Raw genomic sequence first — 21,982 nt, forward strand, 5'->3', positions numbered from 1 at the left:
GCCTCTGCCGTACCGCGGAAACCTCGGTTCAGGACCGGTTGAGCAGCAGCTTCCAGGGCATCAGTGCCGACTCGAGCTGCACCTTCAGGCTCATCTTGGAGACACCCTCGGTGCGCTCCTCGAAGCGGATCGGGGTCTCGGCGATCTTCACGCCGCGCTTGACCGTCCGGTAGTTCATCTCGACCTGGAACGAGTACCCGTTGCTCGCGATCGACGCGACGTCGATCCAGCGCAGGGTGTCGGCCTTCCACGCCTTGAAGCCGGCGGTGGCGTCCTTGACGTGCAGCCGCAGGATCGCGTTCACGTAGAAGTTCGCCCAGGCGGACAGCGCTCGCCGGTGCCAGCCCCACTCGGCCGCGGCGGAGCCGCCGGGCACGTACCGGGAGCCGATCACGACGCCGGCGTCGGTGGTCCGCAGGATCTCGACCATGGTCGGGATCACCGCGGCGGGGTGCGACAGGTCGGCGTCCATCTGGATGACGATGTCGGCGCCTTCGTCGAGGGCCCGGGTGATCCCGGCGATGTACGCGCGGCCGAGGCCGTCCTTGACGGTCCGGTGCAGTACGCCGACCTTCTCCGGCGACTCCTTCGCCAGCTCGTCGGCGACGTCGCCCGTGCCGTCGGGGGAGTTGTCGTCGACGACGAGGAGCTCCAGGCCGGGCAGGTTCAGGTCGGACAGCAGCCCGGCCAGCACGGGCAGGTTCTCCCGCTCGTTGTAGGTCGGTACGACGACCACGATTTTCGCTAACTCACCCATGACTTTCCTTCGTCGGAGACACCGGACGCTATCGCATCGCCGGTCGAGGGTCGTGCAGGTGCCAGCGCAAGGTGCCGATGTCGGTACGACGAATCTGTAGGTGTGCCGAGTTCCCGAAGGGGTCGGTGCCGGTCAGAGATCCGCGAGCGCCTCGGTGATCGTGCCGTAGATGCGGAACTGCCCGCCGAGGCCGGTGACGCTGAGCGGACGGTCGACCGGGCGGCCGACGCCGACCAGGGCGAGTGGGATGTTGTGCCGGCCGGCGAGGTTGCGTGCCTCGACCAGGTTGCCGAGTCCGGCGGAGCTGCAGAAGGTGACCGCGGAGACGTCGATCAGCACCAGCCGCGCGGGCGGTGCGACGGCGGCGCGGATCGTCGTCGCCGCGTCCTCGGTGCTCGCCATGTCGATCTCGCCGGACAACCGGACCAGCCGGACTCCCGGTTCCAGTTCCTCGATGATCGCGTCGAACGTCGTTCTGATCATTTCGCCGTCCCGCGGCTCTGGGTGGCTGGTCACGCGGGTTCTCCCCCGGGGTAGCGCCACGAACGCGGGTCCTGGCGGAAATGGAACTGCCCTGTACTCACACCGTATGCCTCAACTCCCCAGCGTCACAACGGGTTCGCCACGGATGACCCCGGAGCGTGACCTCGCCGCTGTAAGCGCTGTCAGAGTAAAGCAAACGACGGACCCAGAACGGTGATAGACAAGGCGGCATGGGCGTTCTCGACGGTAAGGCAGCGCTGGTCACCGGAGGTTCGCGGGGCATCGGCGCGGCGATCGTGCGGCGGTTGGCGGCCGACGGCGCCGTCGTCACCTTCACCTACGCGAGCAGCGAATCGGCCGCGGCCGACGTGGTCGCCGAGGTCAAGGCGGCCGGCGGTACGGCGATCGCTGTCCAGGCGGACCAGGCGGATCTGTCCGCGATCGACGACCTTTTCGAGCGCGCGGCCGAGCCGACCGGATCGCTGGACATCTTCGTCTGCAATGCGGGCCAGGCGATGGTGAAGCCGATCGCCGACGTCACCGTGGACGACTACGACCAGATGTTCGCGACCAACGTGAAGGGACCGTACTTCGCCATCCAGCGCGCGGGTCGCGTGCTGCCCGACGGCGGCCGGATCATCGCCCTGTCCACCCTCAACACGGTGATGCCAGGCCCCGGGATCTCCTTGTACGCCGCCGGTAAAGCGGCCCTCGAACAGTTCGTGAAGGTCGCTGCACGCGAGTACGGTCCGCGCGCGATCACCGTGAACACGGTCTCGCCGGGTGCGACGAACACGGACATGTTCCACGACCACAACCCGCCGGAGATCCAGGACGCGCTGGTCGGGATCACGGCGCTCGGCCGGATGGGGGAGCCCGCGGAGATCGCCGACGTGGTCGCGTTCCTGGCCGGTCCGGACGCCCGGTGGATGACCGGCCAGAACCTGCGCGCGACCGGAGGGATGCTGGTCTGAGCACGAAGGACCTGCTCACCGACATCGACGCCGCGGCTGATCCCGCGGTGGCCGAGGTGCTGTCGCGCTACTTCCAGCTGCAGCCGGGCGGGTACGGTCACGGCGACCGGATGATCGGCGTGAAGCTGTCCACGATCCGCGGCATCCTCAAGCCGTACCTGCGCGCCGACCTCCCGTTGCCCGACCTCGAGCAGGCGCTGACCAGCCCGGTGCACGAGCATCGCCTCGCGGTCCTCTGCCTGCTGGCCGACCGAGCGACCCGGAGCCGCAAACCCCGTACGGCGAACCCGGCCGAACTCCTCGCGATCTACGAGCTCTATCTGCGCAGTACGGCGTACATCAACAACTGGGATCTGGTGGACTGCAGTGCTCCGCAGATCGTCGGCGGCTACCTGCTCGATGAGCCGCGGGACATGCTCTACACACTCAGCAAGTCGACGTCACTCTGGGAACGCCGGATCGCGCTGGTCGCCACGCAGTACCTGATCGGCCAGGGCCAGACTGCCGACACCTACAAGCTGTCGGTCGAGGTTCTCGACGACCCCGAGGACCTGATTCACAAGGCCTCCGGCTGGATGTTGCGCGAGGCCGGCAAGCGCGTCTCCGAGGACGAGCTCCGCGGATTCCTCGACCGGTACGCGCCGCGGATGCCCAGGACGATGCTCCGGTATGCCGTCGAACGCCTGGACCCAGCGACTCGTCAGCACTACCTGAAGCTGCCGCGCATTCGCTGAGTGGTTGCTCCGAGCAACAAGTCGGAGAATGTCGACAAATCAGTTTGGTTTGGCGTCGGCGAGCGGCGGCGCCTCGAGGGCACAGTGCCGGTGGTGGATGTCGGTGGTGACGACGTGCCGGACCTGTCGGCCCGGACGGTCGCCGAGGGTGACCCACGCGATCACGCTGCCGAAGGCGGCCAGGACGGCAGAGATCACCAGCGCGTTCCCGAACCCGGTATGGAACGCCGCCGGATCGCGGTACGTGTCACCGGTGATGCCGGCCGCCATCGGGATCGCCGCGACCGCCATCAACTGCGCCGACCGGGCGATCGCGTTGTTCACGCCGGACGCGATCCCGGCGTGATGATCTGCGACCGATGACAACACGGTCGCGGTCAGCGGTGCCACGGTCGCGACCAGCCCGAGCCCGAGCAGCACGACACCTGGGAGTACGGCGGTGAAGTAGCTCGTGCCGGTGCCGATCCGCAGCATCAGCAGGAACCCGCCGGCCATCAGCAGCGGCCCGATCGTCATCGGGATCCGGGGGCCGATGCGGTCCGCCAAACCACCGGCGTACCCCGAGAGGGCGAGCATCAGCGCGGTCATCGGCAGCAGCGCGGCGCCGGCCCAGAGGGCTGAGTAATGGAGGCCGGTCTGCAGGTAGACGACGACGAGGAACGTCGACGTACCGAGGGCGCCGTACACGACGACCGTGACCAGGTTGGCGCCGGTGAAGCGGATGTTGGAGAACATGCCCAGGGGCAGCATCGGGTGCGAACTGCGCCGCTCCACCTCGATGAACGCGGCCAGGGCGAGTACGCCGATCGCGAGACTGGTCAGGACCAGTGGATCGCCGAAACCGTGGTCGCCGGCGCTGATCAGCCCGTAGGTGAGACCGGCCAGGCCGAGGGTGGCCAGGATTGCGCCGGTGAAGTCGAGCTTGCCGGTCGCGCTCTCGTCCTTGGTCTCCGGTACATGCCGGAGAGCGACGAGGACGGTCGCCAGCGCCAGGGGTGCGTTGAGCAGGAAGATCAGCTGCCAGTAGCCGCTGTCCACCAGGGTTCCGCCGACGAACGGACCGACCGCCGCGGCGACCGAGGTGAGGCCGGACCAGAGACCGACCGCCTTGCCGCGGTCGGAGTGCTGGAACGTCGTCTGCAGGATCGCCAGGCTGCCCGGCGTCAGCAGGGCGCCACCGATGCCCTGCAGGATGCGTCCCGCGATCATCACCTCGAGGGTCGGGGCGAACGCGCAGAGCACCGAGGCCGCCGCGAACCAGATCGCCCCGATGACGAACGTCCGCCGCCGGCCGAACCGGTCGCCTAGCGAGCCGCTGAGCAGCACCAGGGAGGCGAGCATCAGCATGTAGCCGTTCACGATCCACTGCAGGCCGGCCATGTTCGCGTTCAGGTCCTCGCCCATGGCGGGCAACGCGACGTTCACGACGGTCCCGTCCAGGAACGCCATCCCCGAGCCCAACGCCGTCGCCGCCAGTACCCACCGGCCCCGCGCGGTGCCCAGCGCGATCCGCTCGTCACTCATGGAGTCAGGGTGGCAGATGAAGTCGGCGTCCGACGAGGGTGTCGCGAGCGGACCAGGTAACGGCCGCGCTGTACCCCAGCACCAGCGCGACCGCCACCAGCAGGCGCACCGCCGGACTCCGGAGCTCCCCCACCCCCGTACTCCTGGCCGGGAGGAACTCGGGACTCCCGGGCAGTTGCGTCCTGACCCGAAGTCACCGTCCCCCATTTCGGGCCTGGCCGATTCCCCTGTTCCGGCGCGGTCCGACTGGCCCATACGATACGCCCGAAATGCCGCGGGTGGGGCAATTCCAGAATTATTTCTGGGAACCGCAGAATGCGGGCCCGGAGTGTGTCCGGGAAATCCCCGGGCGGTATCTGCGCTATTTTTTCGAGAATTCCAGGTCCGATAGTCATTGATCTCACCGGTGCCGGCGGCAACTATCGCCGGGGCGCCGGGCCCGGTGACCGCGATCGGTCCGCCCGCGGCGGGCGATAGGCTCGGCGGTCATGGCCAGGTATTTCGACATCCATCCCGAGAACCCTCAGCGGCGGTCGATCGGGCAGGTGGTGGACCTGCTCCGTGGGGACGGGCTGATCGCGTACCCGACCGACTCCTGCTACGCGCTCGGCTGCCAGCTGGGGAACCGGGACGGGATCGACCGGATTCGCACGATCCGGCACCTGGACGATCGGCACCACTTCACGCTGGTCTGCGAGAACTTCGCCCAGCTCGGGCAGTTCGTGCACATCAGCAACGCCGTCTTCCGGTCGATCAAGGCGGCCACGCCGGGCAGTTATACGTTCATCCTGCCGGCCACCAAGGAAGTCCCGCGCCGGTTGCTGCACGCGAAGAAGAAGACCGTCGGCGTGCGGATCCCGGACCACGTGGTCACCCAGGCGCTGGTCGCGGAGCTCGGCGAGCCCCTGGTCTCCAGCACTTTGCTGCTGCCCGGTCAGGAGGAGCCGATGACGCAGGGCTGGGAGATCAAGGAAGAACTCGACAACCAGATCGACGCCGTCATCGAGGGCGAGGCCGGCATCGAGCCGACCACAGTCATCGACTTCTCCGACGACGTCCCAGAGGTCGTCCGCGTCGGCTCGGGAGATCCCACCCCGTTCGAGTGACGGTCCTGAAATATCCTTCCACTAACGGATGATCTGCTTCAGAACTGTTTCCTTGGCTGCATCCATGTACCAGCTGTGTCTGCTGAGACACTGTCCGCGTGACCTACACACTCGACCTGAATCCTGACGAGTTGCTCACCACCACCCGGACGGTTCGTAAGCGGCTCGATCTGGAGCGGCCGGTGCCGATGGAGCTGATCCGCGAGTGCATCGAGATCGCGTTGCAGGGGCCGTCGGGGAGCAATCGGCAGACGTGGCACTGGCTGGTGATCACGGACGCCGAGAAGCGCGCGGCGGTCGGTGAGTACTACCGGCGTGCGGTCGAGCAGTACCTCGCCGGTCCGGGCGCGGCCGGGAAGCTGCACGCTGACGACCCCGATCGCTCAGCCGTCCAGCGCCGGGTCGGCGACAGTGTCGCGTACCTGGGCGAGCGGATGGGTCAGGTCCCGGTGCTGGTCATCCCGTGCCTCAAGGCCAAGTCGTTGCCCGCCGGCAATCAGTCCGGCCTGTGGGGCTCGATCCTCCCGTCGGCCTGGAGCTACATGCTCGCCGCGCGCGCCCGCGGCCTCGGTACGGCGTGGACGACGCTGCACCTGACCTACGAGCAGGAGGTGTCGGAGCTGCTCGGGCTGCCGGAGGACATCCGTCAGACGGTGCTGATCCCGACGGCGTACTCGATCGGGACCGACTTCAAGCCCGCGAAGCGGCAGCCGCTGGACGACGTCCTGCACATCGACGGCTGGTGATCCAGCACCGCCGGGATCAGGCCGCACAGTTCAGGAAGCGGCCATCTCCTCGATGGTGAGCCCGCTGAGCACCGAGCGGGGCTCGGCGACGGTCAGGTCGAGACCTGGGTCGGCGTCGTCGTCCTTCACCTTGACCAGCAGCCAGTCGCCGCCGGTGCGGGTGAAGGCCCAGGCGCCGTTGAGTTTCACGCCGTGCAATTGCACCTTCAGGTGCCCGCGCTCGATCGCCTCGGCCGGGTCGACCGGCTGCTGCCGGTCGTCGCGGGTGAGATTCGTGTAGACGCCGGCGTCCCAGACGATCACCGCACCGCTGCCGTACTGCGCGTCGCGGTGCACGCCCTCGTACGACGCGTACTCCAGATCGTGGTCGGAGGTGAACACCGCCAGCCGCTTCACGATCGGGTCCAGCGACGGGCCGCGCGGCACTGCCCAGGACTTCAAGACCCCGTCCACCTCGAGCCGTACGTCGTAATGCCGCCGCCGAGCGTCATGCAGCTGCACCACGAAGATCGGCCTGCTCACGGGGCTCCCTGAGGAATTCGAGTTACCGTTAACGATCTGTCATCTTGCGGTTGTAGGCTTTCCCCTGGTTGAGAAATCAGCCCCCACTACTTTCCCATCACATCCGCCCCTGTCCAGAAGCAGGTGCCATGCCCGTAGCCACTTCTCCGGCGCGGCCGATCGCGGTTCAGATCCTGATCGGCGGCCGCTGGATCGCCGGCCAGGAGCTGGGTCGCCGGACCGGGACGGCCGGGACCGACGAGGTTCTCGTCAGTCACCACGGCCATCTCGTCTGGGTCGACCAGAGTGCCGTCCGTGAAAGCTGAAATCCCTTACAGGTAAGGGATTTCAGCAAAGAGCTTTCGCAACCAGGTTGCCGATCTCGATCGCCGACGCCGAGCCGGACGGATCGAACAGCGTCCTGGTCAGCGCGAACGTGACGCCTGCGCGGGTGTCCGCCCAGGCGACGCTGCCGCCCATGCCCGGCCATCCGAACGACGCCGGGCTCTCCTCCGCCGTCGATCCGAGCCGACCGATCGCGTAGCCGAGCGCCAACGTTGCCTCGTTGCCGAGCAGTTCGTCCGGTGCGACCAGCGCCGGACCGGTGATTACCGGAACCGACTCCGGCCGGACCAGTCGAACCCCGTCCACCTCGCCGATCAGACCGGCGTACAGCTTGGCGATGCCGCGGGCGGTCAGGATGCCGCTGGACGGGTCCTCGATCGCCAGCCGTTCCGGGTGGTTCAGCGCGGCGGCCCGGGGCTGCATCGCCGGCGGGACGACCTTCGCGAACATGTCGGCCAGCATCGCGAACGTCTCCTCGGAGCCCTCCGGCTCCACCAGTTTCGCAAGCCGGTGACGCTGGTTCTCGGGCAGCGCGAAAAACACGTCGTCTGCGATCCCGAGCGGTTCCACAATCTCCCGCAGTACGGCGGAAATCGTCCGGCCGGTGGCCCGCTGGACGATCTCACCGAGCAGCAGGCCGACCGTCTCCGCGTGGTACGTCATCTTGGTCCCGGGCTCCCACCACGGCTCGGCCGCCGCGAGGTACGTCGTGATGCGCGGCTTGTCGGCGAGCAGCTCCGGCGTGGTGTCGGCCGGGAGCGCGGGCAGGCCGACCGAATGGGTCAGCACGTGCCGCAGGGTCGCCTTACTCTTCCCCTGAGTGCCGAACTCCGGCCAGAGCTCCACGATCGGCTGGTCGTAGTCGAGCACGCCGCGATCCACCAGGACGTTCGCGACCGTTGCGGACGCACCCTTTCCGGTGGACGCGGCCCAGTACAACGTCTCCGATGTCACCCCGTCGCACGCGACCGCGTCCACGACCAGCTCACCGTGGCGGTACACGGCCACCTGCAGACCGAGCTCGGTCTCCGCCAGTTCGTCGATCTGCCGCTGCACTACGTCCTGAAGCTCCATACCGGTACGTCGGAGCGACTCCGGGCCCTTTGACATGCCCTATGCATAGTCGAGCGCGAACCGGATCGTCCGCTCCCGCTCCGCCTCCGGCCCGACCGGGCAGAACAGGAACTCTGTCGTACCGGCGTCCGCGAATCGCTGGATCTCCTTCGCCACCGTCGCCTCGTCACCCAGGACCGCGGTCTCCTCAGGACCGGCTTTGCCGCCACGGTCCAGCACGGCCCGGTACGCCGGCATGCTCCCGGCGGCTCCGAAGTTGGACCGGATCCACTCGCGCGTCCCGTCCGGGTCGTCGGTGACCGCGACGCAGACGCCGGCCACGACCTGCGGCTCCGGCCGTCCCGCGGCGGTCGCTGCCCGGTCCATCGTGGGACGGATGAAGCTCTCGATGACCTCGGGCCCGGCCCAGCTGGTCGTCGTACCGGCGGTCAGCTCGCCGGCCGTCGTGAGCATCCGCGGGCCGAGCGCGGCCAGGATGAGTTCGGGTGCCTCGGCGCCGGTGATCTCCAGCTGGCCGCGGGCGGTGAGGCGTTCGCCCTGGTAGTCGGTGGGCTCGCCGGCGAGCAGCGGGCCGAGCGCCTCGACGTACTCGCGGATGTACGCCGCGGGGCGGTCCATCGACAGGCCGAGCATGCCTTCGACCATGTGCGGGTGACTCGCGCCGACGCCGAGCGTCAGGCGGTTGCCGGTCAGGGCCTGCACGCTCAGCGCCTGCGCTGCGAGGGCCATCGGGTGCCGCCCGTACGCCGGCACGACGCCGACGCCGTACTCGATGGTCGAGGTGTACGGCGCCACTCCGGCGATCAGCGTCAGCGCGTCCCAGCCGAGGCGCTGGCTGAACCAGACCCGGTTGACGCCGTTGTCCTCGGCGGCCTTCGCCAGCGCGCCGACCTCGTCGACGGCCAGGCCCTCTTCGTTGATCCACAGTCCGATCCTCATGTCCACCAGTCAACGGGGACGGCGGCCGCTGACCCAGACGCAGTTACGCTGTGCAGCGATAAGGAATCGTGATCGCCGGAGGTGGCCAATGGAGCTGCGGCAACTGCGGTACTTCGTCACCGTCGCCGAGGAACTGCATTTCGGCCGGGCCGCCGAGCGACTGAACATCGTCCAGCCGGCCGTCTCCCAGCAGGTCGCCCGCCTCGAACGGGAACTCGGTCTGAAACTGCTCGACCGCTCGTCCCGCCACGTCCGGCTGACCGGGGACGGCGAACGCATGCTGCGGGAGGCGCGCAGGGTGCTCGCCGCCGCGGACCGGGCCGCCGAGGTCGCCGCGGAGCTCGCGTCCGGGCGCTCCGGCGTACTGCGGATCGGGACCGCGCCCGGGTTGCGGGACCGGCTGGAGCGCGGGCTGGCGCGGCTGGTGGAGGAGACGCCGGATCTCGACATCCAGCTGACGTCCGGACCTGCCGGCGGTTACCTCGCGGCGCTGCGGGCCGGTGAGTTGGACGTGGCCTTCGTCCGGGGCGAGGTGGCGGCCGCCGACCTGCGGGTGATCGAACTCTGGCGGGACCCGCTGTCGGTCCTCGTCCCGTCGTCGTACCGGGCCGACGACGGCGTCAAGCTGATCGACCTGGCGGCTTTGCCGTTGCGGCTGCCGCCCGATCCGTGGCTGCGGGACCACCTGACGGCCGCGTGCCGGGCCGCCGGGTTCGAGCCGGTGATCGGCCGGCCGGTGGACGATCTGGAGGCCGCGGTCGTCGAGATGTCGACCGGGTCGCCGGCCTGGACCGTGGTCTACGGGACATCCTGCGAGCCCGCGGAGGGTGCGCTCTGGATGGGCCCGTTCGCGCCGCCGCTGAGCGCCCCGGGGCAGTTGGTGGTCGGTACGGCGCCGACAGTCGAGTGTGTCGACGTCCTGACCGCCGCGTTCGCCTGAGAGACCCCCGGCGGGCCCTGACAGCTCCGCCGGGGGCGATGTGTTGAGTACTCAACAAGCACCGGATCGTAGTGCGGAAATCGCGTTCCGAGGAGGGCTCGTCTCATAATTCGCAGTACGAACGTTTGACGCCGCCCGGTGAGCGGTCGCTGACGCTGCGGCATTATTGTTGGTAGTTGCAACCAAATATCGGGCTGAGTGAGGCACCAGTCGGCCGTTTCCGTCCCCAGACGCAGTGCACCCACCGCGTCTGGTTGGAGCGATCCCGCCGTACGAAACGGAAGCTGATGTCTGCCACCCAGACCTCGCCGGCCATGCCCCCTGCCGGCAATGCCACGCCGCACCGCTACCGCTCGCGGTACGCCGACGGCGAACCGGAAACCGCACCGGCCGGACCGCCGCCGTCCGGACCACCGCAGTCCACGCCGTCGCAGTCCGGGCCGACGGCCGGCGGACCGGAGCTCTCGCACCGGGAGATCCTGGAGATCCTCGCCGGCCTGCTCGCCGCGCTGTTCACCGCAGTGCTGAGCTCGACGATCGTCAGCAACGCGCTCCCGACGATCATCGCCGACCTCGAGGGCTCGCAGACGCAGTACACCTGGGTGGTCACCGCCAGCCTGCTCGCGATGACCGTGGCCACCCCGGTCTGGGGCAAGCTGTCCGACCTGCTCAGCAAGAAACTGCTCGTGCAGCTCGCGATCATCATGTTCGTGGTCGGCTCGATGCTCGCCGGCGCCTCCCAGAACGTGCCGTTCCTGATCGGCGCCCGGGTCCTGCAGGGGCTCGGGATGGGCGGGTTGATGGCGCTCGCCCAGGCGATCATCGGCGCGGCGATCCCGCCCCGCAGCCGCGGCCGGTACTCCGGCTACATGGGTGCCGTGATGGCGCTCGCTACCGTGTCCGGTCCGCTCGTCGGTGGCGTGATCGTCGACACCGACTGGCTCGGCTGGCGCTGGTGCTTCTACGTGTGCGTGCCGCTCGCCGTACTGTCGCTGATCGTCCTGCAGAAGTTCCTGCACCTGCCGGTGGTCAAGCGCAAGGTCAAGATGGACTACCTCGGCGCGGTGCTGATCGCCGGCGCCGCGAGCCTGCCGCTGATCTGGGTGTCGTTCGCCGGCGACCACTTCGCGTGGTGGTCGTGGCAGACCGGCGCCTACCTCGGCGGTACGGCGCTGCTCGCGATCCTGGCCGTGGTGGTCGAGGTACACGCCACCGAGCCGCTCGTACCGGTACGCGTCGTACGCGAGCGGACGACCGCGCTGGCGATCCTCGCGAGCCTCTCGGTGGGGATCGCGATGTTCGGCAGCGCGGTGTTCCTCGGGCAGTACTTCCAGGTCGCCCGCGGGTACAGCGCGACCGAGGCCGGGTTGCTGACCATCCCGATGATGTTCGGCTCGTTCCTCGGGTCGGTGGGGTCGGGTCAGCTGATCACGCGGTTCGGGAAGTGGAAGCGGTACCTGGTGATCGGTGGGCTGTTCCTCACCGCGGGGCTCGGCGTCCTCGGGACGATCGACCACGAGTCGCCGTACTGGTACGTCGGCCTCGGGATGCTCGGGATGGGCATCGGGATGGGCATGACGATGCAGAACCTGGTGCTCGCGGTACAGAACACCGTCGACGTCAGCGAGGTCGGGGCGGCGAGCGCGACCGTCACGTTCTTCCGCAGCCTCGGTGGCGCGGTTGGTGTGTCGGTTCTCGGTGCGGTGCTGGCGACGCGGGTGAAGGACCTGATCACCGAGCACCTGCGCGACCTCGGCCCGGGCGCGGCTGCCGCTGCGCAGGATGGGTCGGGGAGCGTCCTGGACGTGAACTCGCTGCCGGCGCCGGTCGCGGAGATCGTGCGGCACGCGTACGGCGACGCCACCGGACGGATCTTCGTGATCGCGGCCGGGGCGGCCGTGGTCAGTCTGCTGGCGGTGCTGTTGATTCGTGAGGTGCCGCTGCGCCAGACCGTCGCGATGGGCGCGGGGGGCGCTGCCGACGGTTCAGCTGGCGGTGTTGATGGTGCTGTGGCGGGGGCGCGGGAGACGGTGTCCGATGATCCGGCTGAGCGTGCGGCTGTGGTGGCGCTGGATGTGATCACGTCGGCCGAGCGGACCGCGCGCGAGCGGGAACGTGAGGCGAGCGAGCGGGTCCAGGCGGCGGCGACCACGATCCGCCAGATGCGTACCGATGTCGCGGACCTGTTCACACGCGTGGACCAGCAGATCGCGGAGCTGGAGAACACGCTCCCGGACAGCGAGATCCCGCAGCCCGCCGCGGCGATCCTCGACGCTCAGCGCCCCGCGGGTGAACTGGTCGACGAACTACGCAGGTACGAACTGAGCGTCCTCAGCGCGAGCCAGCGAACAGCCGACCACCTCCGCGAGACCGCGCGGTCCGACGCCGAGGAACTGCGAGGTACTGCCCGCACCGAGGCCGAGCAACTTCGCGACAGTGCTCGTGGTGAGGCCGACCGTCTGCGCAGCGCCGCGCAGACCGAGGCGGACAAGCTCCTCGCCGAGGCCCGCGCCGAGGAGGAGGAACTCCGCGCCCGCATCACCGAACTCCAGGCGGTGGAACGCCGCCTCCTCGGCACCGTCCGCGACGGCCTCTCCGAAACCCCGCGCCCTCCAGCCGCCCCGACGACCGCACCGACGACCGCGCAGACGCCCACCGCGGGCAACGGCTACCCCGAGGACGCCACCACCCGCCAACCCTTCGGCTGACCCACCACCCGCCGAGTCGTGCCGAAAGGTCCGCGACACGATCGCCGAGTCGTGACGGCCGGTTCGGTTCTCGCAGCCGTTTCCCACGACTCGGCGGGTGAGGCGCCCGCGGACCCGTCATTTGTCGGCTCTTCGGCTGACCCACCACACGCCGAGTCGTGCGGAAAGGTTCCCGGCATGATCGCCGAGTCGTGACGGGCGGTTCGGTTCTTCCGACCGCGTCCCACGACTCGGCGGGGGCGGGTTAGCGGGGGATGTGTCGGGGGTGGGTGGCATGCTTCGGGGTAGGGCGTGTGGTGAGGAGTGGTGTGGGGTTGTGGGACGTGGAGCAGGTGGTGGGGCTCGCGCCTGATCCTGCGTCCGCGAAGGCTGGGCAGGGGTTGGCGCGGCGTGAGAAGTGGAGCGGGACCGGCGCGACGGAGCGGGCGGTCTGGGGGCTGTGTCAGGGGAGCGGGAAGCAGCCGTACCAGACTGCGGTGGATCTGAGCGGTCCGGCGTACGAGTGTTCCTGTCCGTCGCGGAAGTTTCCGTGCAAGCACGTGCTCGGGTTGATGCTGCTGTCGGCCAAGGGTGAGGTGCTGCCGGGCGAGGAGCCCGATTGGGTGAAGACGTGGGCCGATCAGCGCGCCGAGCGGGCTGAGCGTCCCGAGCGGAAGCCGGGCGAGGTGGCCGATCCGATCGCGGCGCAGGAGCGGGCCGCGCGGAGGGCCGATCGGGTTTCGTCCGGGCTCGCGGAGCTGGCCGGCTGGCTGGACGATCAGGTCCGGCAGGGGTTCGGTGGGTTCGACCAGCGGGCGTACTCCGAGTTGAGCCGGCTCGCCGCGCGCATGGTCGACGCGCAGGCGCCCGGCGTGGCAGGAGCGGTACGACGAGCTGCGGGCGTCGTCGGCCGCGGGCACGACTGGCCCGGAGAACTGCTCGAGGAGCTCTCGCTCATTCATCTGATCGTCGCGGCGCACGCCCGGCTCGTCGACCTGCCGCCGTCCCTCGCCGACACCGTGCAGGCCCGGATCGGCTGGACCACCGACACGGCCCGCGTTCTCGCGGACGGTGAGAAGGTCGAGGACGACTGGCTGATGCTCGGCCGTGTCGTCGAGCCGGACGAGCGGCTCACGGTCCGCCGCGTGTGGTTGCGCGGGGCAACCACCGGCCGGCTCGGGCTGATCCTCACCTTCGCCGCCGCCGGCCGTCCGCTGGACCCACTCCCGGCCCGCCCGGGCGAGTACGTCCCCGGCGCGCTTTCGTTCTATCCCGGCGCCCTCCCGATGCGCGCCCTCCTCACCCAGTCCGCCCCGCGCCTGCCCGCCCCGCGCCCGTCCGGCCTCACAGTCCGCCAAGCGCTCGCGTCGTACGTCGAATCCCTCGCGGCCGACCCGTGGAACGAGCGCTGGCCGCTGGTACTGCGGGACGTCCGCCCGGCCCGTCGCGGCGAAGGGTGGGCGCTGGCGGACGCCGACGGCGACGGGCTCGAACTCCTGCCCGGATGGGATCCGATGAAGCTTCTGGCGGTGTCAGCAGGCGACCCAATCACGGTCGCCGGCGAGTGGAACCGTGCCGGCTTCCGCCCGATGACCTGCTGGCACGACGATCGTCCGGTGATCCTGTGAAGGGCTGGGACGGTCTGGTCAGCTCGGCCCTGCTCGGGACCGATCGACGACCGCCGCACTTCGACGAGCTCCCGGAGTCTGTTCAGGAGCGGCTCGGCGAAGGCGGGCTGCTCGATGCGGCCGCGCTGGCGACCGTCTTCAAACGGGCCGGCCGCAAACCGCTCCGCGAGCTCGAGCCACTGCCCGCCGCTCCAGGTGAGGATCGCCCCCTGCCGCGCCCGGTGGCGATCCGCCGGTTGGCCGCGATGCTCGGCGGGTTCCAGACGTCCGCGCTCGGCGAGTGGCTGCGCGCCGCCGATGCGCGCGGTTGGGGCGTGCCGCCCGAACACCTGCCCGCGCTCGCCGACTACGCGCGCAACCGCGCGGAGTACCGTCCGCTCGTGATCGCCGCCGCCGGTCGCCGCGCGCGCTGGCTCGCCGATCTGAATCCCGAGTGGCGGTTCCTGCACGCTGCGGTTGCCGAGAGCAACGACCCGGAACTGTGGACGCACGGCAACGCGATCCAGCGCCGTACCTGGTTGCGGGCCTGCCGTGGTCAGGATCCGGCCGCCGCTCGGGAGGCGCTCGCCGAGGTCTGGCCGGCGGAGGCCGCCGCGACCCGCGCCGACTTCCTCGGCCTGCTCGCCGACGGACTCTCCCTGGCCGACGAGGAGTTCCTCGAGGCGGCCCTCGACGACCGTTCCCGCGAGGTACGCCGGGGCGCCGCGCGGCTGCTCGCCCGGCTCCCAGGATCCCGGTACGGCGACCGCATGACCGAGCGCCTGCACGCACATCTCACGCCCACCCAAGGCGTGCTCGCGGTCGACCTGCCGCGCAGCCTCACGCAAGCGATGGAACGCGACGGCCTCGACTCACAGAACCCCGAAGGCCTCGGCAAACGGGCCTGGTGGTTCGTGCAGATCGTCGCCAACACACCCTTGCAGGCGATGGATATCGAGTGGTTGCAGACGCCCGTCGAGGGCTGCGCACCCGATATCCTCCAGGCGGCCTGGGCCGAAGCCGCCATCCGCGAGGGCTCCTCGGAGTGGGCCCGCGCGCTTCTCGACAGCGAGTCCTCGACCGGCAGCCGGAGTCCCGCGGAGTTGTTGCGGCTCTTGCCACCTGAGGAATGGGCCCGCGCGGTCGACGGGCTGCGCGCGACTGTGGACGTCGCCGAGCTGGTCGGTGGGCTCCCGGTCCCGTGGCCGGCGGAGCTGGGCGGCATGATCCTCGACCAGCTCGGCAAGGTCGGTACCAACCGCGCCTGGGCCCGGCTCGCCAGTATCGCGGCCCGCGCGGTGCCGTCCGACGTACTCGACCATCCGATCACCCGTGAACCCACCGGCGAGGAAGACACCTGGCGTCGGCGCCTGGTGGAGACCCTGACCTTCCGCCGCGAAATGTACGAGGAGCTGTCATGACGACCGAGGTACTGCGCCCGCACGCGGAAGTCGAGTACGCCGACGAACTGCGAGCCCTCGCGGCCGCCGACGACAAACCACGCCCGCCCGCGTGGCAGCTGTCACCGAGCGCCGTGGTCACGTACCTGCTCGGCGGGCAGGCCAACGGCACCGAGATCTCACCCAAGTACGTCGGTCCGCGGCGGCTGATCGAGGTCGCGGTCGCCACCCTCGCGACGGACCGGGCGCTGCTGCTGCTCGGCGTACCGGGGACGGCGAAGACCTGGGTCAGCGAGCACCTCGCGGCCGCGATCAGCGGTGACTCGACCCTGCTGGTGCAGGGGACGGCGGGCACCGCGGAGGAAGCGATCCGGTACGGGTGGAACTACGCCCAACTGATTGCCCAGGGCCCCAGTGAGGCGGCGCTGGTGCCGAGTCCGGTACAGCGCGCGATGACCGACGCGAAGATCGCCCGGATCGAGGAGCTGACCCGGATGCCGTCCGACGTCCAGGACGCGCTGATCACGATCCTGTCCGAGAAGACGCTGCCGATCGCCGAACTGGCCACGGAAGTCCAGGCCCGTAAGGGATTCAACGTCATTGCCACCGCCAACGATCGGGACAAGGGCATCAACGAGCTGTCGAGCGCGCTGCGCCGGCGGTTCAACACCGTCGTCCTGCCGTTGCCGGACTCGGCCGAGGACGAGGTGGAGATCGTGTCCCGCCGGGTCGCGCAGCTTGGTTCGGCGCTCGAGCTGCCGCAGCCGGACGACGCGCTCGACGAGATCCGCCGGGTGGTGACGATCTTCCGCGAGCTGCGGTCCGGCCGCACCGAGGACGGCCGGACGGCGGTCAAGTCCCCGTCCGGAACGCTGTCCACCGCCGAGGCGATCAGCGTCGTCACCGGTGGTCTGGCGCTCGCCGCCCACTTCGGCGACGGGGTGTTGCGGCCGACCGACGTGGCGGGCGGCATCCTCGGTGCAGTCGTCAAGGATCCGTCGGCCGATCGGGTGGTGTGGTCGGAGTACCTCGAGACCGTCGTCCGCGAGCGCGACGACTGGGCGCCGTTCTACCGGGCCTGCCGAGAGATCTCCGGATGACCGTTCACCTGTTCGGGATCCGGCACCACGGGCCGGGGTCGGCGCGCGCGGTGGCGACCGCGCTGGCCGAGCTCCAGCCCGACATCGTCCTGATAGAGGGACCGCCGGAGGCCGACAAGATCGTCGAGCTGGCAGCGTCGGAGGAGATGGAGCCGCCGGTCGCATTGCTCGCGTACGCGGTGGACGACTCGACGCGGGCCGCGTTCTGGCCGTTCGCGGTCTTCAGCCCGGAGTGGCAGGCGATCAGGTACGGACTGTCCGCCGGGGTGCCAGTGCGGTTCTGCGATCTGCCCGCGGCGCAGCAGTTCGCGTCGTCGGGCGGCGCGGGCCGGCGGGCGGCGGCGATCGACCCGCTGGCGACGCTCGCCGAGGCGGGCGGGTACGACGATCCCGAGCGCTGGTGGGACGACGTGATCGAGTCGCGGCGTGGTGGCGCCGAGCCGTTCACGGTGATCGCCGACGCGATGCGCGAGCTGCGGCACGGCGAGGAAGCCACGGGTCGCGAGGCGCAGCGCGAGGCCTACATGCGGACGGTGCTTCGGAAGGCGCAGCGTGAGGGTTTCGACCGCATCGCGGTGATCTGCGGCGCCTGGCACGTCCCGGCGCTCGAGCTTCCGTTGCCCACGGCAACACACGACCAACGGATCCTGAAAGGCCTGCCGAAGCGGAAGGTCGCATGCACCTGGGTGCCGTGGACCCACGGCCGGCTGGCCGCGACCAGCGGGTACGGCGCCGGCATCACCTCCCCGGGCTGGTACCACCACCTGTTCACCGCGCCGGACCAGATCACCACCCGCTGGCTCTCCAAGGTCGCCCAGGTGCTGCGGGACGAGGATCTCCCGGTCTCCAGCGCGCACGTCATCGAGGCGGTCCGGCTCGCGGACACCCTCGCCGCGCTGCGTGAACGACCGCTCGCCGGGTTGAGCGAGGTGACCGAGGCGACGCGGGCGGTCCTCTGCGGCGGGAACGACGTACTGCTGGATCTGGTGACGCGGGAGGCGGTGGTCGGGGAGCTGCTCGGGTCGGTCCCCGGCGAGACGCCGCAGGCGCCGGTCGCGGCGGACCTGGCGGCGCAGGCGCGGCGGTTGCGGATGCGGCGGGACGTGACCGAGCGGGTGGTCGAGCTCGACCTGCGGAAGCCGAACGACCTGGAGAAGTCCAGACTCCTGCACCGGCTGCGGATCCTCGGCGTGCATTGGGGGATTCCGGCTACCGACGAGCGGCGCGCGCAAGGAACGTTCCGGGAGATGTGGCAGCTCGCGTGGGACCCGGGCCTCGAGGTCGAGCTGGTCGCCGCCGGCGCGCACGGTACGACGGTGCTCGGGGCCGCGACGACCGTGATGCTGAAGGCGGCCGACTCGACGACGCTGGCCGATGTCACGGCCGCGCTGGAGAAGTCGCTGCTCGCCGATCTCGCGGACGCGCTGCCGCCGTTGCTGCAGGGCATCGACACTCGGGCGGCTGCCGATGCCGACGTCGGGCACCTGATGGCGGCCCTCCCGGCCCTCGCCCGAGCCTCGCGGTACGGCGATGTGCGCGGCACCGACACCGCGGGCCTCGCGGCCGTGGCGGGGCGGATGGTTTCGCGAGTGTGTGCCGGTCTCGGTCGGACCGTGCACGGGTTGGATCCGGACGCGGCGGCCGCCGTACAGGAGTTGATCGACGGGGTGCAGGACGCGACTGTGCTGTTGGCGGAGGACGTTCGATCGCAGTGGTTGGACACGCTGGAAGGGCTGAGCGATCGGTCCTCGGTGCCGCCGTTGATCCGCGGGCGGCTGACGCGGCTGATGCTCGACACGTCGCGGTTGCCGGACCACGAGGTCACGCTGCGATTGGGGCGCTCGCTGTCGCCCGGTACGCCGACCGCGGACGCGGCCGGGTACGTCGAGGGGTTCCTCGCCGGCGGCGGACTGTTGCTGGTGCACGACGAGCGGCTGCTGGCGATGGTCGACAGGTGGCTGGCAGCGATCCCGGACGACGCGTTCACCGAGGTGCTGCCGTTGTTGCGCCGGACCTTCGGGACCTTCGCGGCGCCGGAGCGGCGGTCGATCGGAGCACGGGCGCGGTTCCTCGCGGATCCCGGTTCCCTGGTTGTTGCCGAAGACAACGACCTCGACGCCGAGCTCGCGGCCACCGCGCTTCCCGTGGTCGCTCAGTTGTTGGGGGTCTCATGAGTGACGAACGCATGCGCCGCTGGCGGCTGGTGCTGGGTGGCGAGGCGGAGGAGGAGACGGGTACGACGTTGTCGGCCGAGGACCGGTCCGTCGACGCGGCACTGGCCGCGTTGTACGACGCCGCCGAGGGTGAGTCGGGTACGCAGCGGTCGGCCGGGCTCGGGTCGTCGGCGCCGCGGGTGGCGCGCTGGCTGGGGGACATCCGGCAGTACTTCCCGAGCACCGTCGTACAGGTGATGCAGCGGGACGCGGTCGAGCGGCTCGGGATCACCCGGATGCTGATGGAGCCGGAGCTGCTCGGGGCGGTCGAGCCGGACGTGCACCTGGTGTCGACGTTGCTCGCGCTCAACGAGGTGATGCCGGAAGAGACCAAGCAGACCGCGCGCGACGTGGTCGGGCGGGTCGTGGCCGAGCTCGAGGCGCGGCTGGCGGAGCGGACCCGGGCCGCCGTCACGGGCGCGCTCGACCGGGCCGGGCGGACGTCGCGGCCGCGGCACTCGGACATTGACTGGGACCGGACGATCCGGGCGAACCTGAAGCACTTCTCGCCGACGCTGGGGACGATCGTTCCGGACCGGCTGGTCGGGTACGCGCGGCGGAACCACAGCGTGCAAAGGGATATCGTGCTGGCGATCGATCAATCCGGATCGATGGCGGAGTCGGTCGTATACGCGTCGCTGTTCGGCGCGGTGCTCGGATCGATCCGGACGTTGCGGACCTCGCTCGTGGTCTTCGACACCGCGGTGGTCGACCTCACCGATCAGTTGGAGGACCCGGTCGACGTCCTCTTCGGCACGCAGCTTGGTGGCGGGACAGACATTAACCGAGCGCTCGCGTACTGCGAGGAGCTGGTGACCAAACCCGCCGAAACCGTGCTGGTGCTGATCTCGGATCTCTACGAGGGCGGCGTCCGGGAGGAGATGCTGCGCCGAGCGCGTTCCTTGGTGGAGTCCGGCGTCCAGGTGATCGCGCTGCTCGCCCTGGCGGACTCGGGGTCCCCGTCGTACGACGCCGAGAACGCGGCCGCGTTGGCAGAGCTCGGCGTACCGACGTTCGCGTGTACTCCTGATCTGTTCCCTGACCTGATGGCCGCAGCCATCCGCCGCGAGGACATCGCCGGCTGGGCCGCAACCAACATCACCTGAGGAGGTTGGCCGAATGCGGATCAGTGCGATCGAAGCGTCCGAGTTCGACCGGGCGGCCGAGCTGTGGGAGGCATCGGTCCGGGCGACCCACACCTTCGTCACCGAGGCGGACCTCGACGTCTTCCGTCCGCTCGTACGGGCGTCGTTCGGGGAGATCGCGCAGCTCGCCGGCTTACGGACCGACGACGGGCTGCTGATCGGGTTCATCGGCGTCGAGGACGGGAACATCGAGATGCTGTTCCTCGACCCGGTCTACCGGGGGCGCGGCGGCGGCAAGCTGCTGCTGGAGCACGCGTTCACGCAGTACGCCGCCACGTCGGTCGACGTCAACGAACAGAACCCGCAGGCCGTCGGTTTCTACGAGCACCACGGCTTCCGCACCGTCTCGCGCACCACCCACGACTCGACGGGCAAGCCCTACCCGATCCTGCACATGGTCCGTTAGCCGGCGACCTCCAGGATGTCGATCGGGGTGTACGGGTCGGCTTCGGCGAAGCGGAGGGCCCACTGGATGGCTTCCTCCTTGGAGTCGACGCGGATGATCGAGACGCCCGCGACCAGTTCCTTGGTCTCGGCGAACGGCCCGTCCAGCACCCGCGGCTGGCCCGGCGCGGGGAACGTCACGCGGGCCCCGCGGGAGCTCGGCATCAGCCCCTCGCCGAGCACCAGCACCCCGGCCTGACGCATCTCTTCGAGGACGGCGTCCGCCCGCTCGAGGATCTCCGGGTCCGGCGGGTTGCCGGCCTCCAGTTTGGCGTTGGTCTTGTGCAGCAGCATGTACCTCATAGCCGTGACCTTAATGCCGTCCAGAACTCCGGCGGGATCTCCAGCTCGTGCCACGCCGCGACTTCGGCGATCTCCCGCGACGTCCGCGCCCCCACCACGACAACCGGTACGGCGGGGTGCCGCAACGGGAACTGCACCGCGGCAGCCAGCAGCGGTACGTCGTACTCCCGGCAGAGCGCTCGTAGCCGGTCGATGCGCTCCAGCACCTCCCGCGGGGCCCGCGCGTATCCACGAGGTACCCCGTCTGCGGTGTCGGCGAGGACGCCGCCCTGGAACACCCCGGCGGCGAGGACCGCCACCCCGAGTTGCTCGCACAGCGGCAGGAGTTCCTCGGCGCCGGTCTGGTCGAGCAAGGTGTACCGCCCAGCGAGCAGGATGCAGTCGGGCCCATCGACTCCGGTCTCGCGCAGGAACCGGGCTGCGACGTCCGCGTGGTTCACGCCGAGCGAGATCGCCCGGATCGTGCCCCGTCCGCGCAACTCGGACAGCGCCCGGAGCGCTTCGGTCGAGGCAGTCGCGAAGTCCAGGTCCGGGTCGTGGATGTGCAGGACGTCGATGCGGTCGATCCCCATTCGCTCCAGGCTCGCCTCGAACGAGCGGATCGTGGCGGCGTACGAGTAGTCCAGGCGCGGGCCGATCCCGGTCGGCGGCTCGGCCCAGATCGGCTGCAGGTCCGGCCCGCCCGGCTCGATCAGCCGCCCCACTTTGCTGCACAGTACGAAGTCGCCGCGGGGTCGCCCGCGGAGCGCCAGCCCGGCCCGCTGCTCGGACAATCCGTACCCGTAGACCGGCGCGGTGTCGAAGAGCCGCACGCCGAGCTCCCAGGCCCGGTCGATCGTCGCCACCGCCTGCTGCTGCGGCACGGCCGCGAACATCCCGCCGATGGACGCCAGCCCCAACCCCAGTTCGCTGACCCGCAATCCTGTCCGCCCGAGCTCCACCGTCCGCATTTCCCCCACG

The 21,982-nt window shown here is 69.9% G+C and carries 21 protein-coding genes; 13 read left to right on the forward strand and 8 right to left on the reverse strand.

Annotated elements, in window-relative coordinates; genetic code table 11:
* Positions 1-28: 28 nt before the first annotated feature.
* Positions 29-757: a polyprenol monophosphomannose synthase gene (locus ACWGID_RS15545; RefSeq protein WP_452197138.1), complete on the reverse strand. Its 729-nt coding sequence runs from the start codon at positions 755-757 to the stop codon at positions 29-31.
* 132 nt (positions 758-889) lie between these two features.
* Positions 890-1,240, reverse strand: coding sequence for an STAS domain-containing protein (locus tag ACWGID_RS15550; protein ID WP_452197139.1), 351 nt, complete (start codon positions 1,238-1,240; stop codon positions 890-892).
* A gap of 230 nt (positions 1,241-1,470) precedes the next feature.
* On the opposite strand from ACWGID_RS15550, the gene ACWGID_RS15555 reads away from it, so the two are divergent.
* Entirely contained in the window at positions 1,471-2,214 is a 744-nt protein-coding gene (locus tag ACWGID_RS15555) for an SDR family oxidoreductase (RefSeq protein WP_452197140.1), read from the forward strand.
* Complete coding sequence (locus tag ACWGID_RS15560) at positions 2,166-2,948, forward strand: DNA alkylation repair protein (RefSeq protein ID WP_452197141.1); 783 nt, start codon at positions 2,166-2,168, stop codon at positions 2,946-2,948. The genes ACWGID_RS15555 and ACWGID_RS15560 overlap by 49 nt, the downstream gene beginning before the upstream one ends.
* A 39-nt stretch (positions 2,949-2,987) precedes the next feature.
* Here ACWGID_RS15560 and ACWGID_RS15565 read toward each other — a convergent pair whose 3' ends face one another.
* Positions 2,988-4,472, reverse strand: coding sequence for an MFS transporter (locus tag ACWGID_RS15565; protein WP_452197142.1), 1,485 nt, complete (start codon positions 4,470-4,472; stop codon positions 2,988-2,990).
* Between the two features lie 488 nt (positions 4,473-4,960).
* Here ACWGID_RS15565 and ACWGID_RS15570 point away from each other — a divergent pair, with 488 nt between their 5' ends.
* Positions 4,961-5,578 carry an L-threonylcarbamoyladenylate synthase gene (locus ACWGID_RS15570; RefSeq protein WP_452197143.1) on the forward strand — a complete coding sequence of 206 codons (618 nt, stop codon included), beginning with the start codon at positions 4,961-4,963 and terminating at the stop codon, positions 5,576-5,578.
* A gap of 98 nt (positions 5,579-5,676) precedes the next feature.
* Entirely contained in the window at positions 5,677-6,324 is a 648-nt protein-coding gene (locus ACWGID_RS15575; RefSeq protein ID WP_452197144.1) for a nitroreductase family protein, read from the forward strand.
* Between the two features lie 30 nt (positions 6,325-6,354).
* Here the strand turns inward: ACWGID_RS15575 and ACWGID_RS15580 are convergent, their stop codons facing one another.
* Entirely contained in the window at positions 6,355-6,846 is a 492-nt protein-coding gene (locus tag ACWGID_RS15580) for a DNA polymerase ligase N-terminal domain-containing protein (RefSeq protein WP_452197145.1), read from the reverse strand.
* Between the two features lie 128 nt (positions 6,847-6,974).
* Here ACWGID_RS15580 and ACWGID_RS15585 point away from each other — a divergent pair, with 128 nt between their 5' ends.
* A complete protein-coding gene (locus ACWGID_RS15585; RefSeq protein WP_452197146.1) occupies positions 6,975-7,151 on the forward strand; it encodes a hypothetical protein in 177 nt (58 codons plus the stop codon).
* 22 nt (positions 7,152-7,173) lie between these two features.
* Here the strand turns inward: ACWGID_RS15585 and ACWGID_RS15590 are convergent, their stop codons facing one another.
* Together ACWGID_RS15590 and ACWGID_RS15595 are read right to left on the reverse strand one after the other, a co-directional pair.
* A complete protein-coding gene (locus tag ACWGID_RS15590; protein ID WP_452197147.1) occupies positions 7,174-8,280 on the reverse strand; it encodes a serine hydrolase domain-containing protein in 1,107 nt (368 codons plus the stop codon).
* 3 nt (positions 8,281-8,283) lie between these two features.
* Positions 8,284-9,183 (reverse strand): TIGR03564 family F420-dependent LLM class oxidoreductase, encoded by a 900-nt coding sequence (locus tag ACWGID_RS15595; RefSeq protein ID WP_452197148.1) that lies wholly within the window; start codon positions 9,181-9,183, stop codon positions 8,284-8,286.
* Between the two features lie 88 nt (positions 9,184-9,271).
* Here ACWGID_RS15595 and ACWGID_RS15600 point away from each other — a divergent pair, with 88 nt between their 5' ends.
* The 8 genes from ACWGID_RS15600 (at position 9,272) to ACWGID_RS15635 (ending at position 20,681) form a co-directional block, all read left to right on the forward strand.
* Positions 9,272-10,123 carry a LysR family transcriptional regulator gene (locus tag ACWGID_RS15600; protein WP_452197149.1) on the forward strand — a complete coding sequence of 284 codons (852 nt, stop codon included), beginning with the start codon at positions 9,272-9,274 and terminating at the stop codon, positions 10,121-10,123.
* 287 nt (positions 10,124-10,410) lie between these two features.
* Positions 10,411-12,831 (forward strand): MFS transporter, encoded by a 2,421-nt coding sequence (locus ACWGID_RS15605; protein ID WP_452197150.1) that lies wholly within the window; start codon positions 10,411-10,413, stop codon positions 12,829-12,831.
* Between the two features lie 323 nt (positions 12,832-13,154).
* The gene (locus ACWGID_RS15610; RefSeq protein ID WP_452197151.1) at positions 13,155-14,438 is read left to right on the forward strand and encodes an SWIM zinc finger family protein; all 1,284 of its coding nucleotides are present in this window, start codon (positions 13,155-13,157) and stop codon (positions 14,436-14,438) included.
* Positions 14,435-15,838: a DUF5691 domain-containing protein gene (locus ACWGID_RS15615; protein WP_452197152.1), complete on the forward strand. Its 1,404-nt coding sequence runs from the start codon at positions 14,435-14,437 to the stop codon at positions 15,836-15,838. Before ACWGID_RS15610 ends, ACWGID_RS15615 begins: the two co-directional genes overlap by 4 nt.
* Entirely contained in the window at positions 15,835-16,917 is a 1,083-nt protein-coding gene (locus ACWGID_RS15620) for an ATP-binding protein (RefSeq protein ID WP_452197153.1), read from the forward strand. Before ACWGID_RS15615 ends, ACWGID_RS15620 begins: the two co-directional genes overlap by 4 nt.
* On the forward strand, positions 16,914-19,091 hold the full coding sequence (locus ACWGID_RS15625; RefSeq protein WP_452197154.1) for a DUF5682 family protein: 2,178 nt from the start codon (positions 16,914-16,916) through the stop codon (positions 19,089-19,091). Before ACWGID_RS15620 ends, ACWGID_RS15625 begins: the two co-directional genes overlap by 4 nt.
* Entirely contained in the window at positions 19,088-20,236 is a 1,149-nt protein-coding gene (locus ACWGID_RS15630) for a VWA domain-containing protein (RefSeq protein WP_452197155.1), read from the forward strand. Before ACWGID_RS15625 ends, ACWGID_RS15630 begins: the two co-directional genes overlap by 4 nt.
* 13 nt (positions 20,237-20,249) lie before the next feature.
* A complete protein-coding gene (locus tag ACWGID_RS15635) occupies positions 20,250-20,681 on the forward strand; it encodes a GNAT family N-acetyltransferase (RefSeq protein ID WP_452197156.1) in 432 nt (143 codons plus the stop codon).
* On the opposite strand, the gene ACWGID_RS15640 is transcribed toward ACWGID_RS15635, so the two are convergent.
* Entirely contained in the window at positions 20,678-21,022 is a 345-nt protein-coding gene (locus ACWGID_RS15640; RefSeq protein WP_452197157.1) for a YciI family protein, read from the reverse strand. The genes ACWGID_RS15635 and ACWGID_RS15640 overlap by 4 nt on opposite strands.
* A complete protein-coding gene (locus ACWGID_RS15645; protein WP_452197158.1) occupies positions 21,019-21,972 on the reverse strand; it encodes an aldo/keto reductase in 954 nt (317 codons plus the stop codon). Before ACWGID_RS15645 ends, ACWGID_RS15640 begins: the two co-directional genes overlap by 4 nt.
* Positions 21,973-21,982: the final 10 nt, after the last annotated feature.

It is taken from the genome of Kribbella sp. NPDC054772, from assembly GCF_053611945.1.